General features: G+C 43.1%; 20 protein-coding genes, 1 pseudogene and 1 riboswitch. Of the genes and pseudogenes, 3 read left to right on the top strand and 18 right to left on the bottom strand.

Annotated features, from left to right (window positions below):
- Positions 1-7: 7 nt before the first annotated feature.
- From SSIN_RS00280 to SSIN_RS11095, 18 genes are all read right to left on the bottom strand, one after another.
- Complete coding sequence (locus SSIN_RS00280; RefSeq protein WP_037614433.1) at positions 8-439, bottom strand: arginine repressor; 432 nt, start codon at positions 437-439, stop codon at positions 8-10.
- Positions 423-1,247 carry a TlyA family RNA methyltransferase gene (locus SSIN_RS00275; RefSeq protein ID WP_037614431.1) on the bottom strand — a complete coding sequence of 275 codons (825 nt, stop codon included), beginning with the start codon at positions 1,245-1,247 and terminating at the stop codon, positions 423-425. Before SSIN_RS00275 ends, SSIN_RS00280 begins: the two co-directional genes overlap by 17 nt.
- Entirely contained in the window at positions 1,240-2,115 is an 876-nt protein-coding gene (locus SSIN_RS00270) for a polyprenyl synthetase family protein (protein WP_037614429.1), read from the bottom strand. Before SSIN_RS00270 ends, SSIN_RS00275 begins: the two co-directional genes overlap by 8 nt.
- The gene (locus tag SSIN_RS00265; RefSeq protein WP_037614428.1) at positions 2,112-2,324 is read right to left on the bottom strand and encodes an exodeoxyribonuclease VII small subunit; all 213 of its coding nucleotides are present in this window, start codon (positions 2,322-2,324) and stop codon (positions 2,112-2,114) included. The genes SSIN_RS00270 and SSIN_RS00265 overlap by 4 nt, the downstream gene beginning before the upstream one ends.
- Complete coding sequence (gene xseA, locus SSIN_RS00260; RefSeq protein WP_037614427.1) at positions 2,302-3,642, bottom strand: exodeoxyribonuclease VII large subunit; 1,341 nt, start codon at positions 3,640-3,642, stop codon at positions 2,302-2,304. Before xseA ends, SSIN_RS00265 begins: the two co-directional genes overlap by 23 nt.
- A 174-nt stretch (positions 3,643-3,816) precedes the next feature.
- Positions 3,817-4,659 carry an NAD(P)H-hydrate dehydratase gene (locus SSIN_RS00255; RefSeq protein ID WP_037614426.1) on the bottom strand — a complete coding sequence of 281 codons (843 nt, stop codon included), beginning with the start codon at positions 4,657-4,659 and terminating at the stop codon, positions 3,817-3,819.
- A 624-nt stretch (positions 4,660-5,283) separates the two neighbouring features.
- Positions 5,284-5,994: an ABC transporter ATP-binding protein gene (locus SSIN_RS00250; RefSeq protein ID WP_037614425.1), complete on the bottom strand. Its 711-nt coding sequence runs from the start codon at positions 5,992-5,994 to the stop codon at positions 5,284-5,286.
- On the bottom strand, positions 5,994-6,758 hold the full coding sequence (locus tag SSIN_RS00245) for an ABC transporter ATP-binding protein (RefSeq protein WP_037614424.1): 765 nt from the start codon (positions 6,756-6,758) through the stop codon (positions 5,994-5,996). Before SSIN_RS00245 ends, SSIN_RS00250 begins: the two co-directional genes overlap by 1 nt.
- Positions 6,758-7,711, bottom strand: a complete 954-nt coding sequence (locus tag SSIN_RS00240; protein ID WP_037614423.1) for a branched-chain amino acid ABC transporter permease — start codon at positions 7,709-7,711, stop codon at positions 6,758-6,760. The genes SSIN_RS00245 and SSIN_RS00240 overlap by 1 nt, the downstream gene beginning before the upstream one ends.
- A gap of 3 nt (positions 7,712-7,714) precedes the next feature.
- On the bottom strand, positions 7,715-8,584 hold the full coding sequence (locus tag SSIN_RS00235; RefSeq protein ID WP_156956256.1) for a branched-chain amino acid ABC transporter permease: 870 nt from the start codon (positions 8,582-8,584) through the stop codon (positions 7,715-7,717).
- 151 nt (positions 8,585-8,735) lie between these two features.
- Positions 8,736-9,896 (bottom strand): ABC transporter substrate-binding protein, encoded by a 1,161-nt coding sequence (locus SSIN_RS00230; protein WP_037614421.1) that lies wholly within the window; start codon positions 9,894-9,896, stop codon positions 8,736-8,738.
- Between the two features lie 89 nt (positions 9,897-9,985).
- Positions 9,986-10,255 carry a DUF2129 domain-containing protein gene (locus SSIN_RS00225; protein ID WP_037614420.1) on the bottom strand — a complete coding sequence of 90 codons (270 nt, stop codon included), beginning with the start codon at positions 10,253-10,255 and terminating at the stop codon, positions 9,986-9,988.
- A gap of 100 nt (positions 10,256-10,355) precedes the next feature.
- Positions 10,356-10,946 carry an ATP-dependent Clp protease proteolytic subunit gene (locus SSIN_RS00220; RefSeq protein ID WP_037614419.1) on the bottom strand — a complete coding sequence of 197 codons (591 nt, stop codon included), beginning with the start codon at positions 10,944-10,946 and terminating at the stop codon, positions 10,356-10,358.
- Between the two features lie 107 nt (positions 10,947-11,053).
- Positions 11,054-11,683 (bottom strand): uracil phosphoribosyltransferase, encoded by a 630-nt coding sequence (upp, locus tag SSIN_RS00215; protein WP_037614417.1) that lies wholly within the window; start codon positions 11,681-11,683, stop codon positions 11,054-11,056.
- A gap of 97 nt (positions 11,684-11,780) precedes the next feature.
- The gene (gene mgtA, locus SSIN_RS00210) at positions 11,781-14,441 is read right to left on the bottom strand and encodes a magnesium-translocating P-type ATPase (protein WP_037614415.1); all 2,661 of its coding nucleotides are present in this window, start codon (positions 14,439-14,441) and stop codon (positions 11,781-11,783) included.
- A 277-nt stretch (positions 14,442-14,718) separates the two neighbouring features.
- Positions 14,719-14,871: riboswitch (M-box (ykoK) riboswitch) on the bottom strand.
- 114 nt (positions 14,872-14,985) lie between these two features.
- Positions 14,986-15,168, bottom strand: coding sequence for a PspC domain-containing protein (locus SSIN_RS00205; RefSeq protein ID WP_037614413.1), 183 nt, complete (start codon positions 15,166-15,168; stop codon positions 14,986-14,988).
- Positions 15,169-15,249: 81 nt separating this feature from the next.
- Positions 15,250-15,384: a hypothetical protein gene (locus SSIN_RS11170; protein ID WP_483316107.1), complete on the bottom strand. Its 135-nt coding sequence runs from the start codon at positions 15,382-15,384 to the stop codon at positions 15,250-15,252.
- On the bottom strand, positions 15,384-15,749 hold the full coding sequence (locus SSIN_RS11095; RefSeq protein ID WP_425314560.1) for a DUF2798 domain-containing protein: 366 nt from the start codon (positions 15,747-15,749) through the stop codon (positions 15,384-15,386). Before SSIN_RS11095 ends, SSIN_RS11170 begins: the two co-directional genes overlap by 1 nt.
- A 156-nt stretch (positions 15,750-15,905) precedes the next feature.
- Between SSIN_RS11095 and SSIN_RS00195 the strand changes: the two genes are divergently transcribed.
- The 3 genes and pseudogenes from SSIN_RS00195 to SSIN_RS11055 all read left to right on the top strand — a co-directional run bounded on the left by SSIN_RS00195 (position 15,906) and on the right by SSIN_RS11055 (position 17,462).
- Positions 15,906-16,325, top strand: coding sequence for an NUDIX hydrolase (locus SSIN_RS00195; RefSeq protein WP_037614412.1), 420 nt, complete (start codon positions 15,906-15,908; stop codon positions 16,323-16,325).
- A 55-nt stretch (positions 16,326-16,380) separates the two neighbouring features.
- Positions 16,381-17,190 carry a peptidylprolyl isomerase gene (locus tag SSIN_RS00190; RefSeq protein WP_037614410.1) on the top strand — a complete coding sequence of 270 codons (810 nt, stop codon included), beginning with the start codon at positions 16,381-16,383 and terminating at the stop codon, positions 17,188-17,190.
- Positions 17,191-17,261: 71 nt separating this feature from the next.
- Positions 17,262-17,462 (top strand): annotated as a pseudogene (locus tag SSIN_RS11055) (zinc-ribbon domain-containing protein).
- Positions 17,463-17,531: the final 69 nt, after the last annotated feature.

Genomic DNA, 17,531 nt, shown 5'->3' with positions numbered 1-17,531 from the left:
GGCTTTCCTACCAATTATCAATTTCAGCCGTTACTTTTTTGGCTGCACTTTCACTTACTGCAACGACTAAAATACTGTCATTATCCGCAATGATGCTGAAAATTTCCTCAGTAAATTCTTTACTAAGATGGCGTTTGACTACAGCAGTACTCCCTGGCACCAAGGTTAGATTAATCATATTTCCCAGATTTTGACAGGCTAAAATATTATTTTCTGCCAACTTCAGACTATTGGTCGCTGTTTTGGGAAGCTCATAGATATAGGTATTATCTTTAAAAGGGATTTTTACAATCCCTAGCTCCTTGATGTCTCGTGAAACCGTTGCCTGTGTCGCTGTAATACCAGACTCCCTGAGATGTTCCACAATTTCCTCTTGGGTGCCAATCTCAAATTCGCTGACAAATCGTCTGATTTTCTCTAATCTATCCTTCTTCTTCATCTTTAAATTCCTTGTGGGCTGCCTCTACGACAGCGACTAAGTCTTTCTCCAAGTCATTTTTCGGCTGTTCACTTTTCTCCAGAAAGGCTAAAAATTCGACATTTCCATGTCCACCTTGAATCGGAGAATAATCTAAACCTTTGACTGAAAAACCTGCTTCCAGCATAAAGGCTGTCACGGTTTCCAGAACCGCCAAATGAACTTTCTTGTCCTTGATAATCCCCTTCTTGCCAATCTGCTCGCGGCCAGCCTCGAACTGAGGCTTAATCAAGGCCACGACCTGACCTCCCTCCTCTAAAATCTGATAGAGGGCCGGCAAAATCAAGCTGAGCGAGATAAAGCTGACATCAATGCTGGCAAAGCTGGGTCGGAAGTCAAAATCAGCTGGTTCCGCATAGCGAAAATTGAACTGCTCCATGCTGACGACCCGTTCGTCTTGGCGGAGTTTCCAAGCCAACTGGTTAGTTCCGACATCAACAGCGTAAACCAATCGTGCTCCCGCCTGCAACATGACATCGGTAAATCCCCCGGTCGAAGCTCCGATATCCAAGGCCACTCGGTCTGCTACCGAAAGGCCAAACACTTGTAAAGCCTTTTCTAATTTCAGACCGCCACGGCTGACATACTTGAGTTTTTCTCCCTTGAGTTTAAGCTCTGTTCCATCATCGATTTTTTCACCCGGTTTGTCAAAGCGCTCTCCATTAGCAAGTGCCACGACTAGGCCGGCCATCACTCCGCGCTTGGCCTGTTCTCGGGTCTCAAAAAGGCCTTGTCGATAGGCCAGTACATCCACTCTTTCCTTAGCCATCCAGTCTCAAACTTTCTATTATTTTTTGAATTTCTTCAGCTGAAAAATCACTTTCTGTTTCTAGTTGCTCCAGCAGGTTTTTTGCTTGTTCCAGTGTTTCATCGAAAAAGGTTCTGGCTCCATCTAAACCTAGTAAAGCTGGATAAGTTGATTTCTCCGCTGCCAAGTCCTTCTGCGGTGTCTTGCCAATCTGCTCAAAACTGGCTGTCACATCTAAAATATCATCCCGCACCTGAAAAGCCAAACCCAAGAGTTCTCCCGCTTGACGGAGCTTCCCTAGGACAGACTGACTGGCCTGAGCAATGATTCCCGCTGCTACAAAAGGATAGGCCAAGAGCTTGCCTGTCTTATTGGCATGAATGGTCTGGAGCTGGTCTATCGTCAACTTACGACCTTCTCCCTGCATATCCAAAACCTGCCCGGCCACCATACCAAAGGATCCAGCTGCCAGAGACAGCTCTGCTATCAGGTCCACCTTGACCTGACTAGGTAGCTCTGCCATTGCCACCAAACCATAAGGATCCAAAAAGAGAGAATCTCCCGCCAAAATGGCCATATCCTCCCCAAATTTCTTGTGGCTGGTCAGACGCCCACGGCGGTAGTCATCATTATCCATAGCCGGCAGATCATCATGAATCAAACTACCAGTGTGAATCATCTCTAAGGCTGCCGCCACCTGAAAGTGAGCGGGAGTCAATTCCAGACCAAAGCCCTCTAACAATTCCAAAAGCAAGAGAGGGCGAATCCGCTTACCACCCGCCTCGACAGAATAGAGAATGGTCTCTGTCAAATCTGATGACACTTCCTTGCTTTGATAAAAATCTTGAATCGTCAGGCCAATTTGCCTGATTTTAAACTCTCTTGTCATTCCATATCCGTTTCCGTGCCATCCGCCTGCATGACCTTGACCAAGGTCTTTTCTGCCTGATCTAGCGTCTTTTGCAGCTCTTTAGACAACTGCATGCCCTTCTGGAATTCGGCGATTGCCTCTTCCAAGGCGACATCTCCATTTTCCAGCTTCTGGACAATGGCTTCCAAATCAGCTAAATTTTCTTCAAATTTTTTGTCTTTTGACATCTTTTACCTCAACTTGGACCTGACCATCTCGCATGAGAATGGTCAGCTGGTCCTTCTCCTTGATATCCTGACTGGACTCGATTACTGTTTCATTTTTTTGGATAATAGCGTAGCCCCGCGCCACAATTCGACTGGTATCCAGCATGAGCAACGCATCTGACAGCCGCTTGGCTTCAGCCACCTTGTGGTCATAGATAACCGCCATATTACTACGCAACAAGCGTTCCTGCTGGTGAACCTGCTCCTGATAGCGCTGCACCTGCCGCAGAGGTGACAGAGACTCTAAGCGGTGCCAGAGAATCTTGACCTGCTGGACTTCTTCACTATAATATTCGCGAATTTTTTGCTTTAAACGTAGATTAAGCTGGTCTAACTTTTGCAGATAGCCATCATAAAGCCGTTCTGGCTGCCGAAAAATAACAGAAGAAGCCAGCTTGTGCAATCGTTCCCGCTGGTAAGCCAGACGATTTGCAGCTGCATTAGACAGACGATTTTGCTGCTGGCTCAAATGCCCCAGAAAATCCAGCTTGGTGACTGGTGTCGCCAATTCAGCTGCTGCTGTTGGGGTCGCTGCCCGTCGGTCTGCAACAAAGTCAGCCAGAGTTGTATCTGTCTCATGCCCCACACTGGAAATAATAGGAAGCTGAGACTCAAATATAGCCCGTACAACGATTTCCTCATTAAAAGCCCAAAGATCCTCAATAGAGCCGCCACCTCGACCAATAATCAAAACATCCAAATCCTCCCGCTCATTGGCCCGACGGATATTGGCTGCTACCTCGGAAGCGGCTCCTTCGCCTTGAACCTTGGTCGGATAAAGCAAGATGTCCACGCCAGGAAAACGGCGGCTGACTGTAGTGATGATATCTCGGATGACAGCTCCGCTAGGACTGGTCACCACCCCAATTTTCTTAGGAAACTGGGGTAGGGACTGCTTAAATTTATCTTGGAAAAGCCCTTCTTCTCCCAGCTTTTTCTTGAGCTGCTCAAATTGAACAGCCAGGGCACCAATGCCATCTGGTTCAGCCTTTTCAATGACGATGGAATAAGACCCACTTGGCTCATAGAGCTGAACACGTCCGATGACATTGACCTTCATCCCTTCTTCTAACTCAAAGCCCAGCTTTTTATACATACCAGACCAGATAGTCGCCTGAATGACTGCCTTCTCATCCTTAAGCGAAAAATACTGGTGGGTAGGCCGCTTACGAAAATTGGAGACCTGACCAGTCAGATAGACCCGTTCTAGATAAGGATCCCGGTCAAACTTCATCTTCAGATAGCGGGTCAAAGTCGAAACCGATAAATAATCTGGCATGCCTCCTCCTTTCTATTTCCTAATGTTTTCGTAACTTTTATTATAACAAAAATCTGTATAAAAAACCGATTTCAAACCTAAAAAAATGTCCTGAAAAAAGCTAAAAAGCTGGGACTTTCTAAATAGAACCCAGCTTAAGCAAAAACTAAGAGAAAAAGTCACTGATAAGGAAAACTAGGGACAAATTTTCTTCATCCATCTTGGGATTGCCCGACTAATCTCCGTCGGTAAAACGACATAGGCCTCCTCGGCTAATTCATCCGCAATAGCTGAATGCAAGTAAGTTGCAGCCGTCACCCGTTCAAAAAGTGAAGCCTGCTGAAATTGTCCTGCAAATCCAGCAATCATCCCTGCTAAGGTATCTCCCATCCCACCAGTTGCCTGATAGGGGCCGCCAACCTGCAGCTGATAAAAGTCTTTTACCCCACTCTGAAAAACTCGTGTTCTATTGCCTTTCTGAACAACTATAGTACCTTCAGAAAATTGGTCAACAGCTTTTTGACTGGATGTCTCATCTTGTGACTCGATAGGCAAGCCAGACATGCTTTCCCACTCTTTTTGATGAGGAGTAAAGATTATCTGGGAGCTTGGAAAAGGCAGAGCTTGCTTGGCAAAAAGCGAGATGGCTCCACCATCCATAATCAATATTTGTCGTTTGTCCACAAGATTCAAAACCAGTTGTAATACTGACTTCTCTAAAGGGTTCTCAGCCAAACCCGGACCGATTAAAATAACACTTGCCTTACGAATCTGCTCCATCAGCCGCTCTTGTTCCCGCAAATCAAAGGCCATGGCTTCTGGCAGATGAGCATGGAGGGCGGAAATATTCTCCCGTTCAGTCGCAACTGTCACCAGACCGGCCCCACTTCCTACTGCGGCTAAGGCTGCCATGATAATAGCTCCGCCATAAGGATAGGTTCCGCCAATCAAGAGCAGGCGACCATAATCTCCTTTATGGCTCTCTGGCGGCCGATTTACAATAACCTTTTTCAAAAGACTTTCACTGACTATTTTCATTTTAAATCCTCTATAACTTATTTTAAATGTTTTCGAAAACAAATATTCCCTACTCTATCATATCAGTCAAAGAAACTCAATCTATCTCCTCATATCCCTCTTAACATAAAAAATCGGTGCATATACGGATAAGGTCACAACGAAAAGGCTCTTCCTCCTATTTTGGCATCCCCAGTTTTCAAGATAGTTCAACAATAAAGTACCTAAATCTGGATACCAAGAAGCTTTTTCCACTCATAACTTCTGCATCTGAATTTGGATTCCGCAAGATAAATTCGTCAAGCCAACCTGAAAACATCACCCTTTTTCATTTCAGAAACTAAAATTGCTCTGTATCTCGCCAATCACCACCAACAAGTGCGTCGTATTCCTTGAATTTTCTTTCCAAATCTTTCTGAAGGGAGTTAGAGTTTGCATTTAAACCAGAGCAGTTTTCCTCCTCCCATATTTTATCATATTTTCACCCAATACTTAAAATGAAGAAACAGATTTAGGAAAAGACTAATGAGAAACTGTTGCATCAGTTTCCTAACCAACACTTTAAAAATTCATGGAAGTTTCAAACAAAGAAAACTCGCTACCGCGAGTTCCCATCTGTAACCTGAAACAATCTCCCAGATTGTTTCAGCCACCTAAGTATGCTTTGCGGACTTCGTCGGAAGTCAAGAGTTCTTGTCCCGTACCCGAAAGGACGACTTCCCCGGTTTCAAGGACATAGCCTCTATCAGCAATGGATAAGGCTTTATTGGCATTTTGCTCGATCAAAAGCACAGTTGTTCCCTGCTTTTGGATATCTTGAATGATATCAAAGATTTCTTGAATGAAGATTGGAGCCAGCCCCATTGACGGCTCGTCCAAGAGTAAGAGCTTAGGCGTAGACATGAGCGCTCGTCCCATAGCTAGCATTTGCTGCTCACCACCAGATAGAGTCGCTGCATCTTGGTTCTTACGCTCTTCCAAGCGTGGAAAACGAGAGAAGACTTTTTTGAAATTAGCTTGGTTTTCTTCCCGATTTTTCTTGAGGAAGGCGCCCATTTCAAGATTTTCCAAGACGGTCAAGCCAGGAAAGACATGACGACCTTCTGGTACTTGCGAAAGACCCGCTGCTACGATTTTTTGAGCGGGTACTTTTTGAATTTCATTGCCTAAAAATTCAATCTTTCCCGCACTTGGGCGAACCAAACCAGAAATCGTGCGGAGGATGGTCGTTTTCCCAGCACCATTGGCACCAATAAGCGAAACGACTTCTCCTTCGTTGACTTCAAAGCTGACATCACGGACAGCCTGAATCATGCCGTAGTGGACGGATAGATTTTCAACTTTGAGCATGGACATTAGGCTTCACCTCCTAGATAAGCTTCAATAACGCGCTTATCTTTCTTAATCTCATCTGGCGTCCCGTGGGCAATCAAGCGGCCGTATTCCAGCACATAAATGCGCTCGGTCACTTCCATAACCAGACTCATATCATGCTCAATCAGCATGATGGTAATGTTAAATTCATTTTTAATCCGACGGATCAGGGCAGTCAGCTCAGCAGTTTCCTGAGGATTCATCCCAGCAGCTGGCTCATCCAAGAAGAGAATCTTAGGCTCTGTAGCAAGCGCCCGAACAATCTCCAGACGACGTTGCTGACCGTAGGCCAAATTTTTAGCCAAGGTTTCTGCTTCCTTATCCAAGTCAAAGATGGCCAGCAACTCCAAAGCTTTCGCTTTCAATTCTTTTTCATTTTTATAAAATGCCGGAAGGCGGAAGAAAGAAGCCAGTACATGAGGTTTATGGTGATTACCAAAAGCAATCAACACATTATCCAACACTGTCAAATCTTTAAAAAGACGAATATTTTGGAATGTCCGGCTGAGACCCAGAGTTGCAATTTTGTAAGGTGCCTTGCCATTCAGCAAGTGACCATCCAAAGTGACCGTTCCCTCACTCGGCTCGTAGACGCCTGTCAAAAGGTTGAAAAGAGTTGTTTTCCCAGCACCGTTAGGACCGATAAGACCGACCAGTTCTCCCTCGTTCAATTCCAGACTTACATCGCTAACAGCCGTCAGTCCTCCGAAATTTTTGGTTAATTTTTGTACATCAAGAAGCGCCATTATTCTTTGACCTCCTTATTCTTTTTAAAGAGCTTAGACAGGCTCAGTTCCCAAGTACCCAGCAAGCCTCCTGGACGGAAAATCATCACCAAAATCAAGGCCAGTGAGTAAACAATCATCCGGACGCTAGAAATATCTTGCAAAAGCATATTGAGGATACCCAGTACCACCGCAGCTACAATTGTTCCAGTCATTGACCCGAGACCACCAAAAACGACGATAATCAAAACGTTAATCGTATTGATGAAAGAATAATCTTTTGGTACAACAGAACCAACGAACCCTGCCTGCAGAGAGCCTGCGATAGAGGCTGTGATAGCTCCGAAAACAAAAGCAAGCACTTTAATTTTTGTTGTATTGACACCGACAGATTCTGCTGCAATCTCGTCCTCACGAACAGACAAGGTGCTGCGCCCGATAGGACTGCGGAGAAAGTTGAGGGTTAAAATAGTCGTAATCACTACAAAGACATAAACCATCTGCCAAGATGTAAATGGAGGAATAGACAGGATACCTGCTGCACCATTGGTCAATTCGCCTCCATTGACAATCAAAATCCGAATAATTTCAGAAACACCCAACGTCGCAATTGCCAAGTAATCTCCCTTTAATCGAAGAGTAGGAACACCGACAAGTAGTGCCACAGCTCCAGCAATAACAGCTCCAACCAGCATGGCAATAAAGAAAGCTCCGTAGGTCGGTGATTTTGAACCCATAATAGCTACTGCATAGGCACCAATCGCCATAAAACCAGCATGACCAAGCGAGAATTGCCCAGAGAAACCAACGATGAGATTGAGTCCGACAGCCAAAATAATATTAATCCCAATCTGCTCAAAAATTTGAAGATAAAAAGGATTCAACATACCTGCACTGGCAAGCACTGTCATCAAACCGTATCCAGCGACGATTAGAGCAAGCCATAACGCATTTACTTTTAAATTCTTTTTCATACATTACACCTTCTCTTTCACGTTTTTACCTAGAATACCAGCAGGACGAACCAATAGAATAACAATCAAGATAGCATACACAATCGCATCCCGGAAATCTGACAGTCCAACTGCTGTTGCAAAAGTTTCCAACAGACCGATTACAAATCCACCTAAAGCTGCTCCTGGGATGATACCGATTCCGCCCAAAACTGCCGCAACGAAAGATTTGATACCCGGTGTCATTCCCATTAGTGGCTCAAGTGAATTGTAGTAAAGGGCAATCAGGACGCCAGCAGCTCCTGCCAAGGCTGAACCTAAGGCAAAAGTAAAGCTAATCGTACGATTGACATTGATTCCCATCAGTTGGGCAGCGTCGCTATCCACGGAAACAGCCCGCATGGCTTTCCCCATTTTGGTTTTTTGCACGATAAACTGCAAACCAACCATGAGTAAAATAGAAATACCCAAAATCATTAGTTGGATATTGGAAATCGAGACTGGTCCAATCGTATAACGCACCGTTTCAATTACCTGAGGGAAGGAACGAGTATTGGCACCTACAAAGAAGACCATGCCGTATTCCAAAAGGAAAGAAACCCCAATCGCCGTAATCAAGGCTGCAATCCGTGTCGAATTGCGTAGCGGTCGATAGGCTAAAAACTCAATCACTACACCGAGGATAGCTGTTCCAACCATAGATAAAATAAGGGCCACAAAGAAATTCAGGTGAAGGGTGTTAATCAGGTAATATCCCATAAAAGCACCGATCATATAAATGTCACCATGCGCGAAATTGATCAATTTGATAATCCCGTAAACCATGGTATAACCCAAGGCCAGAAGCGCATAAACACTCCCCAAAATCAATCCATTGGCTAGCTGCTGAAGAATTTGTTCGAGCATTCCACACCACTCTTTCTAATATAAAATAAGAGCAGAAACAACAATCTCAGACGAAGCCTTGTCTTGCCGTCTCTACTCAAACATCATAAGCAAGTAATAAACAAGCCAAAGACTGGGAATGCTCCCAGCCTCAGACCCTTTATTCAGGTTTAACTGTCTCAACAGTATCTACTTTACCATCTTTCAAACCAATCATCAAGGCTGTCTTAACAGGGTTGTGATCTTTATCAATGGTAATGGATCCAGTAACTCCTTCAAAGTCTTTTAACTTAGCAAGGTTATCTTTAATATCTACAGATGTTTTTGCACCCTTAGATGCTTCTGCTGCCATGTAAACTGCATCATATGAGAGCGCTGCAAACATAGAAGGTTCTTCATTGTACTTAGCTTTGTAGGCTTCAACGAATTTCTTCGCTTTATCTGTCATGTCACCTGAAGTTGAGAAACCAGATACATAATAAACATTGGTTGCTGCTGCTGGAGTTGCTTGCTCTACAAACTTAGCATCGCTAAATCCGTCTGGTCCAACGATTGTTTGAGTGATACCCAAACCACGCGCTTGGTTCACCAATTTACCAGCTTCTGTGTAGTAACCTGGCACAACCAATGCATCAAATTCTTTGCCTTTGATTTTTGTCAAAGCAGCTTGGAAATCTGAGTCACCAGAAGCGAAGGTTTCTGTCGCAACGATTTCACCCTTGTATTCTTTCTTGAAGGCTTCAGCCATTCCTTTAGCGTAGTCGCTTGAGTTGTCATAATAGAGAACAACTTTCTTAGCTTTCAAGTTTTCAGTTACATACTTAGAAATGATTTTACCTTGATAACCATCTATAAAAGTTGCACGAAACAGATAGTCTTGGTTTTTAGTCAAATCATCCTGTGTAGCACTTGGTGTTACCAAGGGCACACCAGCTTTACCAGCATTGGCAATCGCAGCCGCAACCCCACCTGAAGTCGCAGGACCGATGATTGTATTCACCTTATCTTGAGTCGCCAAGCTTGTAGAAATAGTAGCTGCTTCTGCTGTTTCTGATTTATTATCTTTATCAGTGACTTCGATCTTCTTGCCATCTACACCGCCAGCTGCGTTGATTTCATCAACAGCAAGCTGAGCACCGTGTTGTTCTGCAGTACCGTAAGCTGCTACAGCTCCAGTTTCTTCAAAGTTGAAACCGAACTTAAGTGTATTACCAATTTCTGTTCCAGTAGCGGATGAGTTGTTTGTCGAAACCTCACCACAAGCTGCTAAAAGTGCAGCACTAGCAAAAGCTACAAGAGAAAGTGCAAATTTTTTCTTCATAATAATTCTCCTCTATTTTGTTATTTGCAAATGATATAGTAAGAATATACCGAATTATCTGACAATTGTCAACCCAAATAAACTATTTTTTAAATAATAGCGTTTTCTTGACTCCTATGGAGACTACCAACAAAATCGGTATCTAGATCTTTAATATGACAAAATCGGATTCTTTTAATATATCTTTCCTTTGACAAACGTTTTTTTAGTTCATCAGCATGATCTTTATTAACATACAATTGAAGATAACGGTGCTTTTTAGAATGATACACAATATCGCCAACATCTTCTAATTTTTTAACATCGCGATTATAATAAAGGTAGATAATTAAGCCTATTCTTTCCTCTTTTGTAAACATAAAACTCCTCTCTTTTATTTTTCGTTCTACTTGCTCTATTGATTATATCAAAAAAATGCCCTTACGGAGCATTTTTTTCAAAACAGATTAAGTAGATTGACTAACTTAAATTGTTATTTGCCATAATTTCGTCAATAAAACCGTATTCTAGAGTTTCTTGGGCACTCATCCAATAATCCCGCTCAGCATCTTTATGAACTTGCTCAACAGATTTTCCAGAATTGTCAGCTAGGATTTGCTCTAAGGTCTTCCGAGTCTTAAGCAAATGCTCAGCTGCAATCGCCATATCTGTTTGCTGGGTACCACCGCCAGTGCCACCCATCGGCTGGTGAATCATGTATTCTGCATTCGGAAGCATGAAGCGTTTCCCCTTGGTACCGCTAGAAGCAATAATGGTTCCCATGCTAGCTGCCATTCCCATAACAATAGTTTGCACGTCTGATTTGATGAAGTTCATCGTATCAACAATAGCTAAACCAGCAGAAACAGATCCACCCGGCGTATTAACGTAAAGGTAAATGTCTTTGGTATTGTCCTGAGCATCCAAAAAAAGCAACTGGGCAATAACAGAGTTAGCCATATTGTCCTCAACAGGACCAGTCAGCATAATAATACGGTCTTTTAAAAGTCGTGAGTAAATATCATAAGAACGTTCACCACGGCTGGTTTGTTCAATAACTACAGGAATCATAGTTTTCTCTCTTTCTCTTTATTTAATTTTCTATCAAACTAGGAAATAGAATTTCAAATTACGAGACTATTATATCCTTTTGGTCAAAAAAGGTCAAATAGAAACTTTTACTTGGTTCCAAAAAGACGATCTCCCGCATCTCCCAGTCCTGGTACGATATAGCCGTGTTCATTGAGATGGTCATCCAGCGCTGCTGTGAAAATATCCACATCTGGATGAGCTTCCTGCAAAGCTTTGACACCTTCTGGAGCAGACACCAAGCAGACAAATGTAATATTGCTAGCACCACGTTTCTTGAGAGAGTCCACAGCCAAGATAGCAGAACCACCAGTAGCTAGCATTGGATCTACAACGAAAATCTGACGTTGGTCAATATCTTCTGGCAGCTTCACCAGATATTCAACCGGCTTCAAGGTTTCTTCATCACGGTACATTCCAATGTGACCAACTTTAGCTGCTGGAACCAAACTCAGAAGGCCATCCACCATGCCAATACCTGCGCGCAAGATTGGTACGATGGCCAATTTTTTCCCTGCAATCTGCTTTTGAACTGTTTTCGTAATTGGTGTTTCAATTTCTACATCTTCAAGTGGTAAATCGCGCAAAACTTCGTATCCCATCAGCATTGCGATTTCATCTACTAATTCACGAAAAGCCTTGGTAGAGGTATCTGTACGACGCAAGATAGACAATTTATGCTGAATAAGTGGATGAGCGATAACTTCAAGTTTTCCCATGATTGGATTTCCTTCTTTCAATTTATTCTTCTTATTATATCAAAAAAATATTGAAAAGGCTTGCCATAAGCAAGCCATTTTAGAGATTTTCTTGGTTCTAAAGCCATTCCTTATAGCGTCTGATATACAAGCGTTTAACAAAGGTTACACTAACCATGTAAAGCACAATAATCAGTAGAAGGAAAAGGAAATACGCGCCATTAAGCGGAGCTGTTTTGAGAACAGATGCAAAGAGACTATATGGCAAGGAAGTAACAAAGAGAGCAGCCACCATAGTGGTAACAATGACAGACAAAGCAGGACGACTTTGCACAAATGGCAATTTAGGTGAGCGTAGCATATAGATGACCATAGTTTGGGTCCACATAGACTCAATAAACCACCCAGTTTGGAAAAGAGTGATAAAGATCGCTGCCTGTTCAGTGCCAACTTGATAGCTGCCTCCTGTGATCATAGGCACAATAATAAAGTAAAGCACCAGATAGGTCAAAACATCAAAAACGGATGATATTGGTCCAATCCAAGCCATAAAGCGGGTAATAGAGTTAGCTGACCAGATATGAGGTCTTTTGAGAAATTCCCTGTCCACATTATCAAAGGGCAGAGCTATACAAGACAAGTCATAAACCAGATTGAGGACAATCAAATGAACTGGTGCCATAGGCAGAAAAGGCAGAAAAATACTGGCAAAGAGAAGAGAAAAGATATTCCCAAAATTGGAACTGACCGTCATCTTGATATACTTGGTCATATTAGCATAGACTTTGCGTCCCTCTACCAACCCTTTCTCCAGAACCATGAGGTCCTTGTCTAACAGAATAACATCAGCCGTTTCCTTAGCAATATCGACAGCCGTATCAACAGAAATACCCACATCTGCTACTTTCATAGAAGGCGCATCATTGATGCCATCGCCCATGTAGCCAACCTTATGGCCATTGGCCTTGAGCTGAAGGATGATCCTCGCTTTTTGGTCAGGCGAGAGCTTAGCAAAGACCGTTGTACTTTCTACTGCTTGGCTCAATTCCTCATCAGATAAGGCATCTACCTCTACACCTAGCAAGATATTTTCTACATCAAGGCCAACCTTTTCACAGACTGCCTGAGTAACCTTTTCATTATCGCCCGTCAAAATCTTAGTAGCAACGCCATACTCAGCCAAGGTTTCAATGGCTGGAGCCGCGGATGATTTAGGTGGATCCAGAAAGGCTAGATAGCCCGTCAAAATCATGTCGGACTCATCCTTCACTTCAAAGGCGTAATCTTCTTCTAAGTCTGACTTGTAGCTAACACCAAGCACGCGCAGCCCTTGCTCATTGAGTTGGGCCACTTCAGCGAGGATTTCCTGACGAATTTCATCAGTCAGTTCCGTAATGCGGTTCTTGTATTCTACATAGCTAGAGATGGCCAGCATTTCCTCCAAGGCTCCCTTGGTCACCATGCTAATCACATCCTCATCATCCTTGACGATGACACTCATGCGGCGGCGTTCAAAGTCAAAAGGAAGTTCATCAATTTTCTTAAAGGTTTGGTCTAAATCACGGACAATCTCATGCTTTTCTGCTTCTTTCTCCGTCCGGTTAATAATAGCCCGATCCATGAGATTTTTAAGGCCCGTTTGATAATAGGAATTGAGAAAGGCACGACGGAGCACTGCCAAGTCTAAATCACCATGAATATCTAGTGGGTATTCCAAGACAATCTCGTCTTGAGTCAGTGTCCCCGTCTTATCCGTACAGAGGATATCAATAGCTCCTAGGTCTTGAATAGCATTCAGTTTTTTTATCACGACCTTTTCCTGAGCCATGATAATGGATCCTTTAGCTAAGCTCGCCGTGATAATCATCGGCAGCATTTCTGGCGTCAGTCCAACTCCAACGCTGAGGGCAAAGACCCCTGCTTCCAACCAGTCACCGTCTGTCAGCCCGTTGATGAAGAAGACAACTGGCACCATGACCAGCATCAAACGAATCAAGAGCCAAGAAATGCTATTCATCTCGCGCTCAAAAGAGGTCGGCTCATCGTAGGTATTAAGCGTCTGCTCAATGGCTCCCATCATGGTCTCGTCACCAACCACCAGCACCAGAGCTGTAGCTCTCCCGGAAATAACGTTGGTTCCCATAAAGGCCAGCGACTCTGTTTCTAAAAGGCTATCAAAGTTTTGCCCATCCGCCTTGTTCAAACAGAGCTTTTCTACTGCATCACTTTCCCCTGTCAGACTGGACTGCTGAACAAAGAAATCACGCGAGTCCAGCAACAGCACATCCGCAGGAATCATATCTCCGGCACTAAGCTTGATGATGTCTCCTACAACAAGCTCATCAATCGGAAGTTCCTGCTCTGCTCCTTCTCGGATAACCGTAGCTGTGTTGACAATCAGTCGAGACAGATTGCTAGCAGCGCGGTCGCTCCGCAATTCCTGAACAAAACGAATGCCTCCGGAAATCAGCACCAAAACGACAATAATGATGGAAGTCGTCGGGTCTTCCTCACCGGGCTTGGCCAGCCAGACATTTGTCACTAAGGACACCAGAGCAATCACTAGCAAAATAACCGTAAAGGGGTTAATAATAGACTCGTAAATCTTCTTAAAAATGGAGTCTTCTTGCCCCTTCGTGATGATATTTTCCCCATAGAGGTCCCGATTTTCTTCGACCTGCTCTTCTGTCAGGCCTCGAAAGGCACTATTGTAGAATGCTAAAGTCTCTTTTACAGGAAGCTGCAAAGCTGCAACTAATCTTTCTTTTACTGTTTTCATTGGTTTCTCCTTTATGTATGATTGATAATTTTCATACACAGAGACCAATCACTTTATGAGGACAGAACGACACAAATCAGCGATTGGCTGTGTATGTGCGGTTCCGGATGATCGTCAATTTGCATCGTGCTTCTCCTTTCTTTTATTCTTGATTTGTAGGGAATCAACTATTTACTTACTTAAACTACTTTCAGCAAAAAAGAAGACCCTGCCAATATCGGCAGGGGTGTTTGCATGTCAGGTTATTCGCTTCATTGTTTTAAACACACATAAAGCAAGCATTGACCGTTCAAGCTTTAACTCCATAAGGCGATGTAATGAACTTAGTCTTGACCTTGGCGATCAGGACTGTTGACCAACGAGTAGTGTCTCCACTGCTTTGCGGTAGTCATCCGTATCCTTATGGTAGCCTCACCTACCGATTTACACTCTTACTATACTCCTATTTAGAAGGACTGTCAACAGTTAAGTACCCTTAATTTCATTTTTGGAAATATATTTATTTAAAAAGAAAAGCAGCTGCATTTTGCAACTAGCTTTGGACTTATTCTTCTGGCAGAATCAACCAGAAAATGAGGTAGGGAAGAAGTCCTATCCCATAAGCCAAAAAAGAAACTCCCCAGATAACACGGATAATGACTGGATCTATATTAAAATATCGAGCTAAGCCGGAGCACACCCCTGCAATGATTTTATCATTGGCATTTCTTGTTAATCGTCTTGCCATAATCAAGCCTCCTTCAGACGGACTACAAATTTTTGTCAAACTAAACGAATGATTCTCACATTATTTTACCACAATTTTTCCTTAAATAATCGTCGGAAGTTCATCGTCGTCTTCAAAGTCTTCGAGCTTTTCCTCGCATGGGAAAGGTTTCTGGATACGCCCTATTATAAAACGAGAGAAGGGACCAACCAGCAGAAAGTTGAGCGGAAAAGCCATTACAAAATTTGTTCCCCAAGCTCTCCCAAATAGCTTTCCATTGACAAAGGTACTCTATTAAAAAGCAACCCATAAACAGACATCAATGATACCATTGCTAGCACCATACCCCCAGATATGACCGCACTCTTTTGCCAGCGCTTGTGATAGTCTTTCAAAAAGCGGAAGGACAGTCCTTTGACCAAGGGTCCTACCAAAAGAACATCTAATAAAAAAGCAGTTATAAAACCTGGTAAAAAGCCAGCGGCTAAATTTCCCAAAGAGAAATGGCCTAGTAGATAGAGATTCCAAATGGACATTCCCAGGACCATCAGACTACACATGAGCAAGGTGAAGAACATAGCTTCCTTAAAATTTCTAGGCATAAGCACTCCATTTGTGATGAATAACATTCATTCTAGCATAAATATTTTTTCTCGTAAGCAGAATTTCAAGAAAATGTTTTCATAGGTTCAGATTGGCAATCTTCGGCTATTTTTGCTAGACTAAGTAGAAGAAAACCATTGAAAAGGAGAAAAAGGATGCGAGCAGGTATCATTATCTACAATCCTTTCTTGGATAAGATTTTGCTGATTCACCGTTGGAAGGATGGACAAGAGTATTTCGTGATTCCTGGGGGAACTATCGAACCTGAAGAAAGACCTTTAGAAGCCGCTCTGCGAGAAATTAAGGAAGAAGTCGATCTTACCTTTTCTGCTGACCAACTGCGCACGGCTTTTTCCCTTAATAATCAGGGGAAAGAGGAGCATTATTTTTATACCGACCTAAGTACAGCTGACACTCCTCTGATGCAGGGCGAGGAAGTCCAGCGCAGTAGTCGTCAAAACATTTACCAGCCTGAATGGGTCAGCTTGCGAGATATTGACAGCCACAATCTGCGCCCAGAAAGTCTCAAATCCCTGCTCTTGGAATTTCTGACACAGGAAAGTTTGAAAAACTAAACCACTTATAGTAAAATATCAATAGTTTATAAACTTATGATCAGAAAGGTTCCTTATGAAAAAAATTATTCTTTTCAGTCTTTTATCCGCTCTTGCCCTGACAGGCTGCTCCGCCAAAGAAGAGTCCTCCACCAAGTCCTCCAGCGTTACTAATCAGTCTTCTGCTACCAATACCAGCTCTGAAGATGCTGAGACGCAGAAGCTCCGCGAGCAATACAAGGATGCTATGACCAACGAAAATGCCAACTTCCCACAGCTATCTACAGAAGTTGCCGAAGACGAAGCCGAGGTCAAAATCACTACTACTCAAGGAGACATCCGACTCAAGCTTTTTCCAACATACGCTCCTCTAGCTGTCGAAAATTTTCTGACACATGCTAAGGAAGGTTATTATAATGGCATCATTTTTCACCGCGTTATCAATGATTTCATGATTCAGGCAGGTGATCCAAAAGGAAATGGCACAGGCGGCGAATCCATTTGGAAAGGAAAAGATACTGCCATTGACTCAGGAAACGGCTTCAAAAACGAATACTCCCCTTATCTCTACAACTTGCGTGGTGCATTAGCCATGGCCAATGCCGGAAAAGACACGAACGGCAGTCAATTTTTCATCAACCAAAGTAAGAAAGATTTATCCAACCAATTACCTACAGATACATTTCCAGCTAAAATCATTGAAGCTTACAAAAACGGTGGAAATCCAAGTCTTGATGGTGGATATACTGTCTTTGGGCAAGTGATTGAAGGCATGGATGTAGTAGATAAAATTGCTGCTGCAGAAACTGACAGCAACGACAAACCCAAAGACGACATCAAGATTGAAAAAATCGAGATTATCAAGGACTATGACTTCAGCAAATAAGCTTGCTACCCAACGAATAAAGAAGGGAACTCAAGATGATTATCTGAGGATATAAAGGCTATCAAAAAGCTTTGGGACAGACCAAAAGCAGGTGTCAAGTGCGCAAACTATAACAATGCTGCACCTTGCGACATTGTTGAAACTGGCTGAAAGTTTACACTTTACTAGATTCCAATCTTTCCTTATGGCAAAAAAATCTACCTCGCCTGCTCAGTCTGCCAGCATGGTAAACAAATCGAAAAGCAGGAAATCAACAGTTTTTGAATTATTAACAACAGAAAGAGGCTGGGACAGACAGCCATGACGACATAGCCGTCACCCACAGAAACACGAAAATAAAG

The organism is Streptococcus sinensis, assembly GCF_000767835.1.
GTDB classification, from domain to species: Bacteria; Bacillota; Bacilli; order Lactobacillales; family Streptococcaceae; genus Streptococcus; species Streptococcus sinensis.
Note: the sequence above shows the minus strand (reverse complement) of the source record. Positions and strands in the feature narration are given on the sequence as shown.

What these genes read in the sequence shown, in the direction of transcription:
- SSIN_RS00280 (WP_037614433.1), bottom strand. Translation starts at nt 439, where the DNA reads ATGAAGAAGAAGGATAGATTAGAGAAAATCAGACGATTTGTCAGCGAA.
- SSIN_RS00275 (WP_037614431.1), bottom strand. Translation starts at nt 1,247, where the DNA reads ATGGCTAAGGAAAGAGTGGATGTACTGGCCTATCGACAAGGCCTTTTT.
- SSIN_RS00270 (WP_037614429.1), bottom strand. Translation starts at nt 2,115, where the DNA reads ATGACAAGAGAGTTTAAAATCAGGCAAATTGGCCTGACGATTCAAGAT.
- SSIN_RS00265 (WP_037614428.1), bottom strand. Translation starts at nt 2,324, where the DNA reads ATGTCAAAAGACAAAAAATTTGAAGAAAATTTAGCTGATTTGGAAGCC.
- xseA (WP_037614427.1), bottom strand. Translation starts at nt 3,642, where the DNA reads ATGCCAGATTATTTATCGGTTTCGACTTTGACCCGCTATCTGAAGATG.
- SSIN_RS00255 (WP_037614426.1), bottom strand. Translation starts at nt 4,659, where the DNA reads ATGAAAATAGTCAGTGAAAGTCTTTTGAAAAAGGTTATTGTAAATCGG.
- SSIN_RS00250 (WP_037614425.1), bottom strand. Translation starts at nt 5,994, where the DNA reads ATGTCCATGCTCAAAGTTGAAAATCTATCCGTCCACTACGGCATGATT.
- SSIN_RS00245 (WP_037614424.1), bottom strand. Translation starts at nt 6,758, where the DNA reads ATGGCGCTTCTTGATGTACAAAAATTAACCAAAAATTTCGGAGGACTG.
- SSIN_RS00240 (WP_037614423.1), bottom strand. Translation starts at nt 7,711, where the DNA reads ATGAAAAAGAATTTAAAAGTAAATGCGTTATGGCTTGCTCTAATCGTC.
- SSIN_RS00230 (WP_037614421.1), bottom strand. Translation starts at nt 9,896, where the DNA reads ATGAAGAAAAAATTTGCACTTTCTCTTGTAGCTTTTGCTAGTGCTGCA.
- SSIN_RS00225 (WP_037614420.1), bottom strand. Translation starts at nt 10,255, where the DNA reads ATGTTTACAAAAGAGGAAAGAATAGGCTTAATTATCTACCTTTATTAT.
- SSIN_RS00220 (WP_037614419.1), bottom strand. Translation starts at nt 10,946, where the DNA reads ATGATTCCTGTAGTTATTGAACAAACCAGCCGTGGTGAACGTTCTTAT.
- upp (WP_037614417.1), bottom strand. Translation starts at nt 11,683, where the DNA reads ATGGGAAAACTTGAAGTTATCGCTCATCCACTTATTCAGCATAAATTG.
- mgtA (WP_037614415.1), bottom strand. Translation starts at nt 14,441, where the DNA reads ATGAAAACAGTAAAAGAAAGATTAGTTGCAGCTTTGCAGCTTCCTGTA.
- SSIN_RS00205 (WP_037614413.1), bottom strand. Translation starts at nt 15,168, where the DNA reads ATGGCAAGACGATTAACAAGAAATGCCAATGATAAAATCATTGCAGGG.
- SSIN_RS11170 (WP_483316107.1), bottom strand. Translation starts at nt 15,384, where the DNA reads ATGGCTTTTCCGCTCAACTTTCTGCTGGTTGGTCCCTTCTCTCGTTTT.
- SSIN_RS11095 (WP_425314560.1), bottom strand. Translation starts at nt 15,749, where the DNA reads ATGCCTAGAAATTTTAAGGAAGCTATGTTCTTCACCTTGCTCATGTGT.
- SSIN_RS00195 (WP_037614412.1), top strand. Translation starts at nt 15,906, where the DNA reads ATGCGAGCAGGTATCATTATCTACAATCCTTTCTTGGATAAGATTTTG.
- SSIN_RS00190 (WP_037614410.1), top strand. Translation starts at nt 16,381, where the DNA reads ATGAAAAAAATTATTCTTTTCAGTCTTTTATCCGCTCTTGCCCTGACA.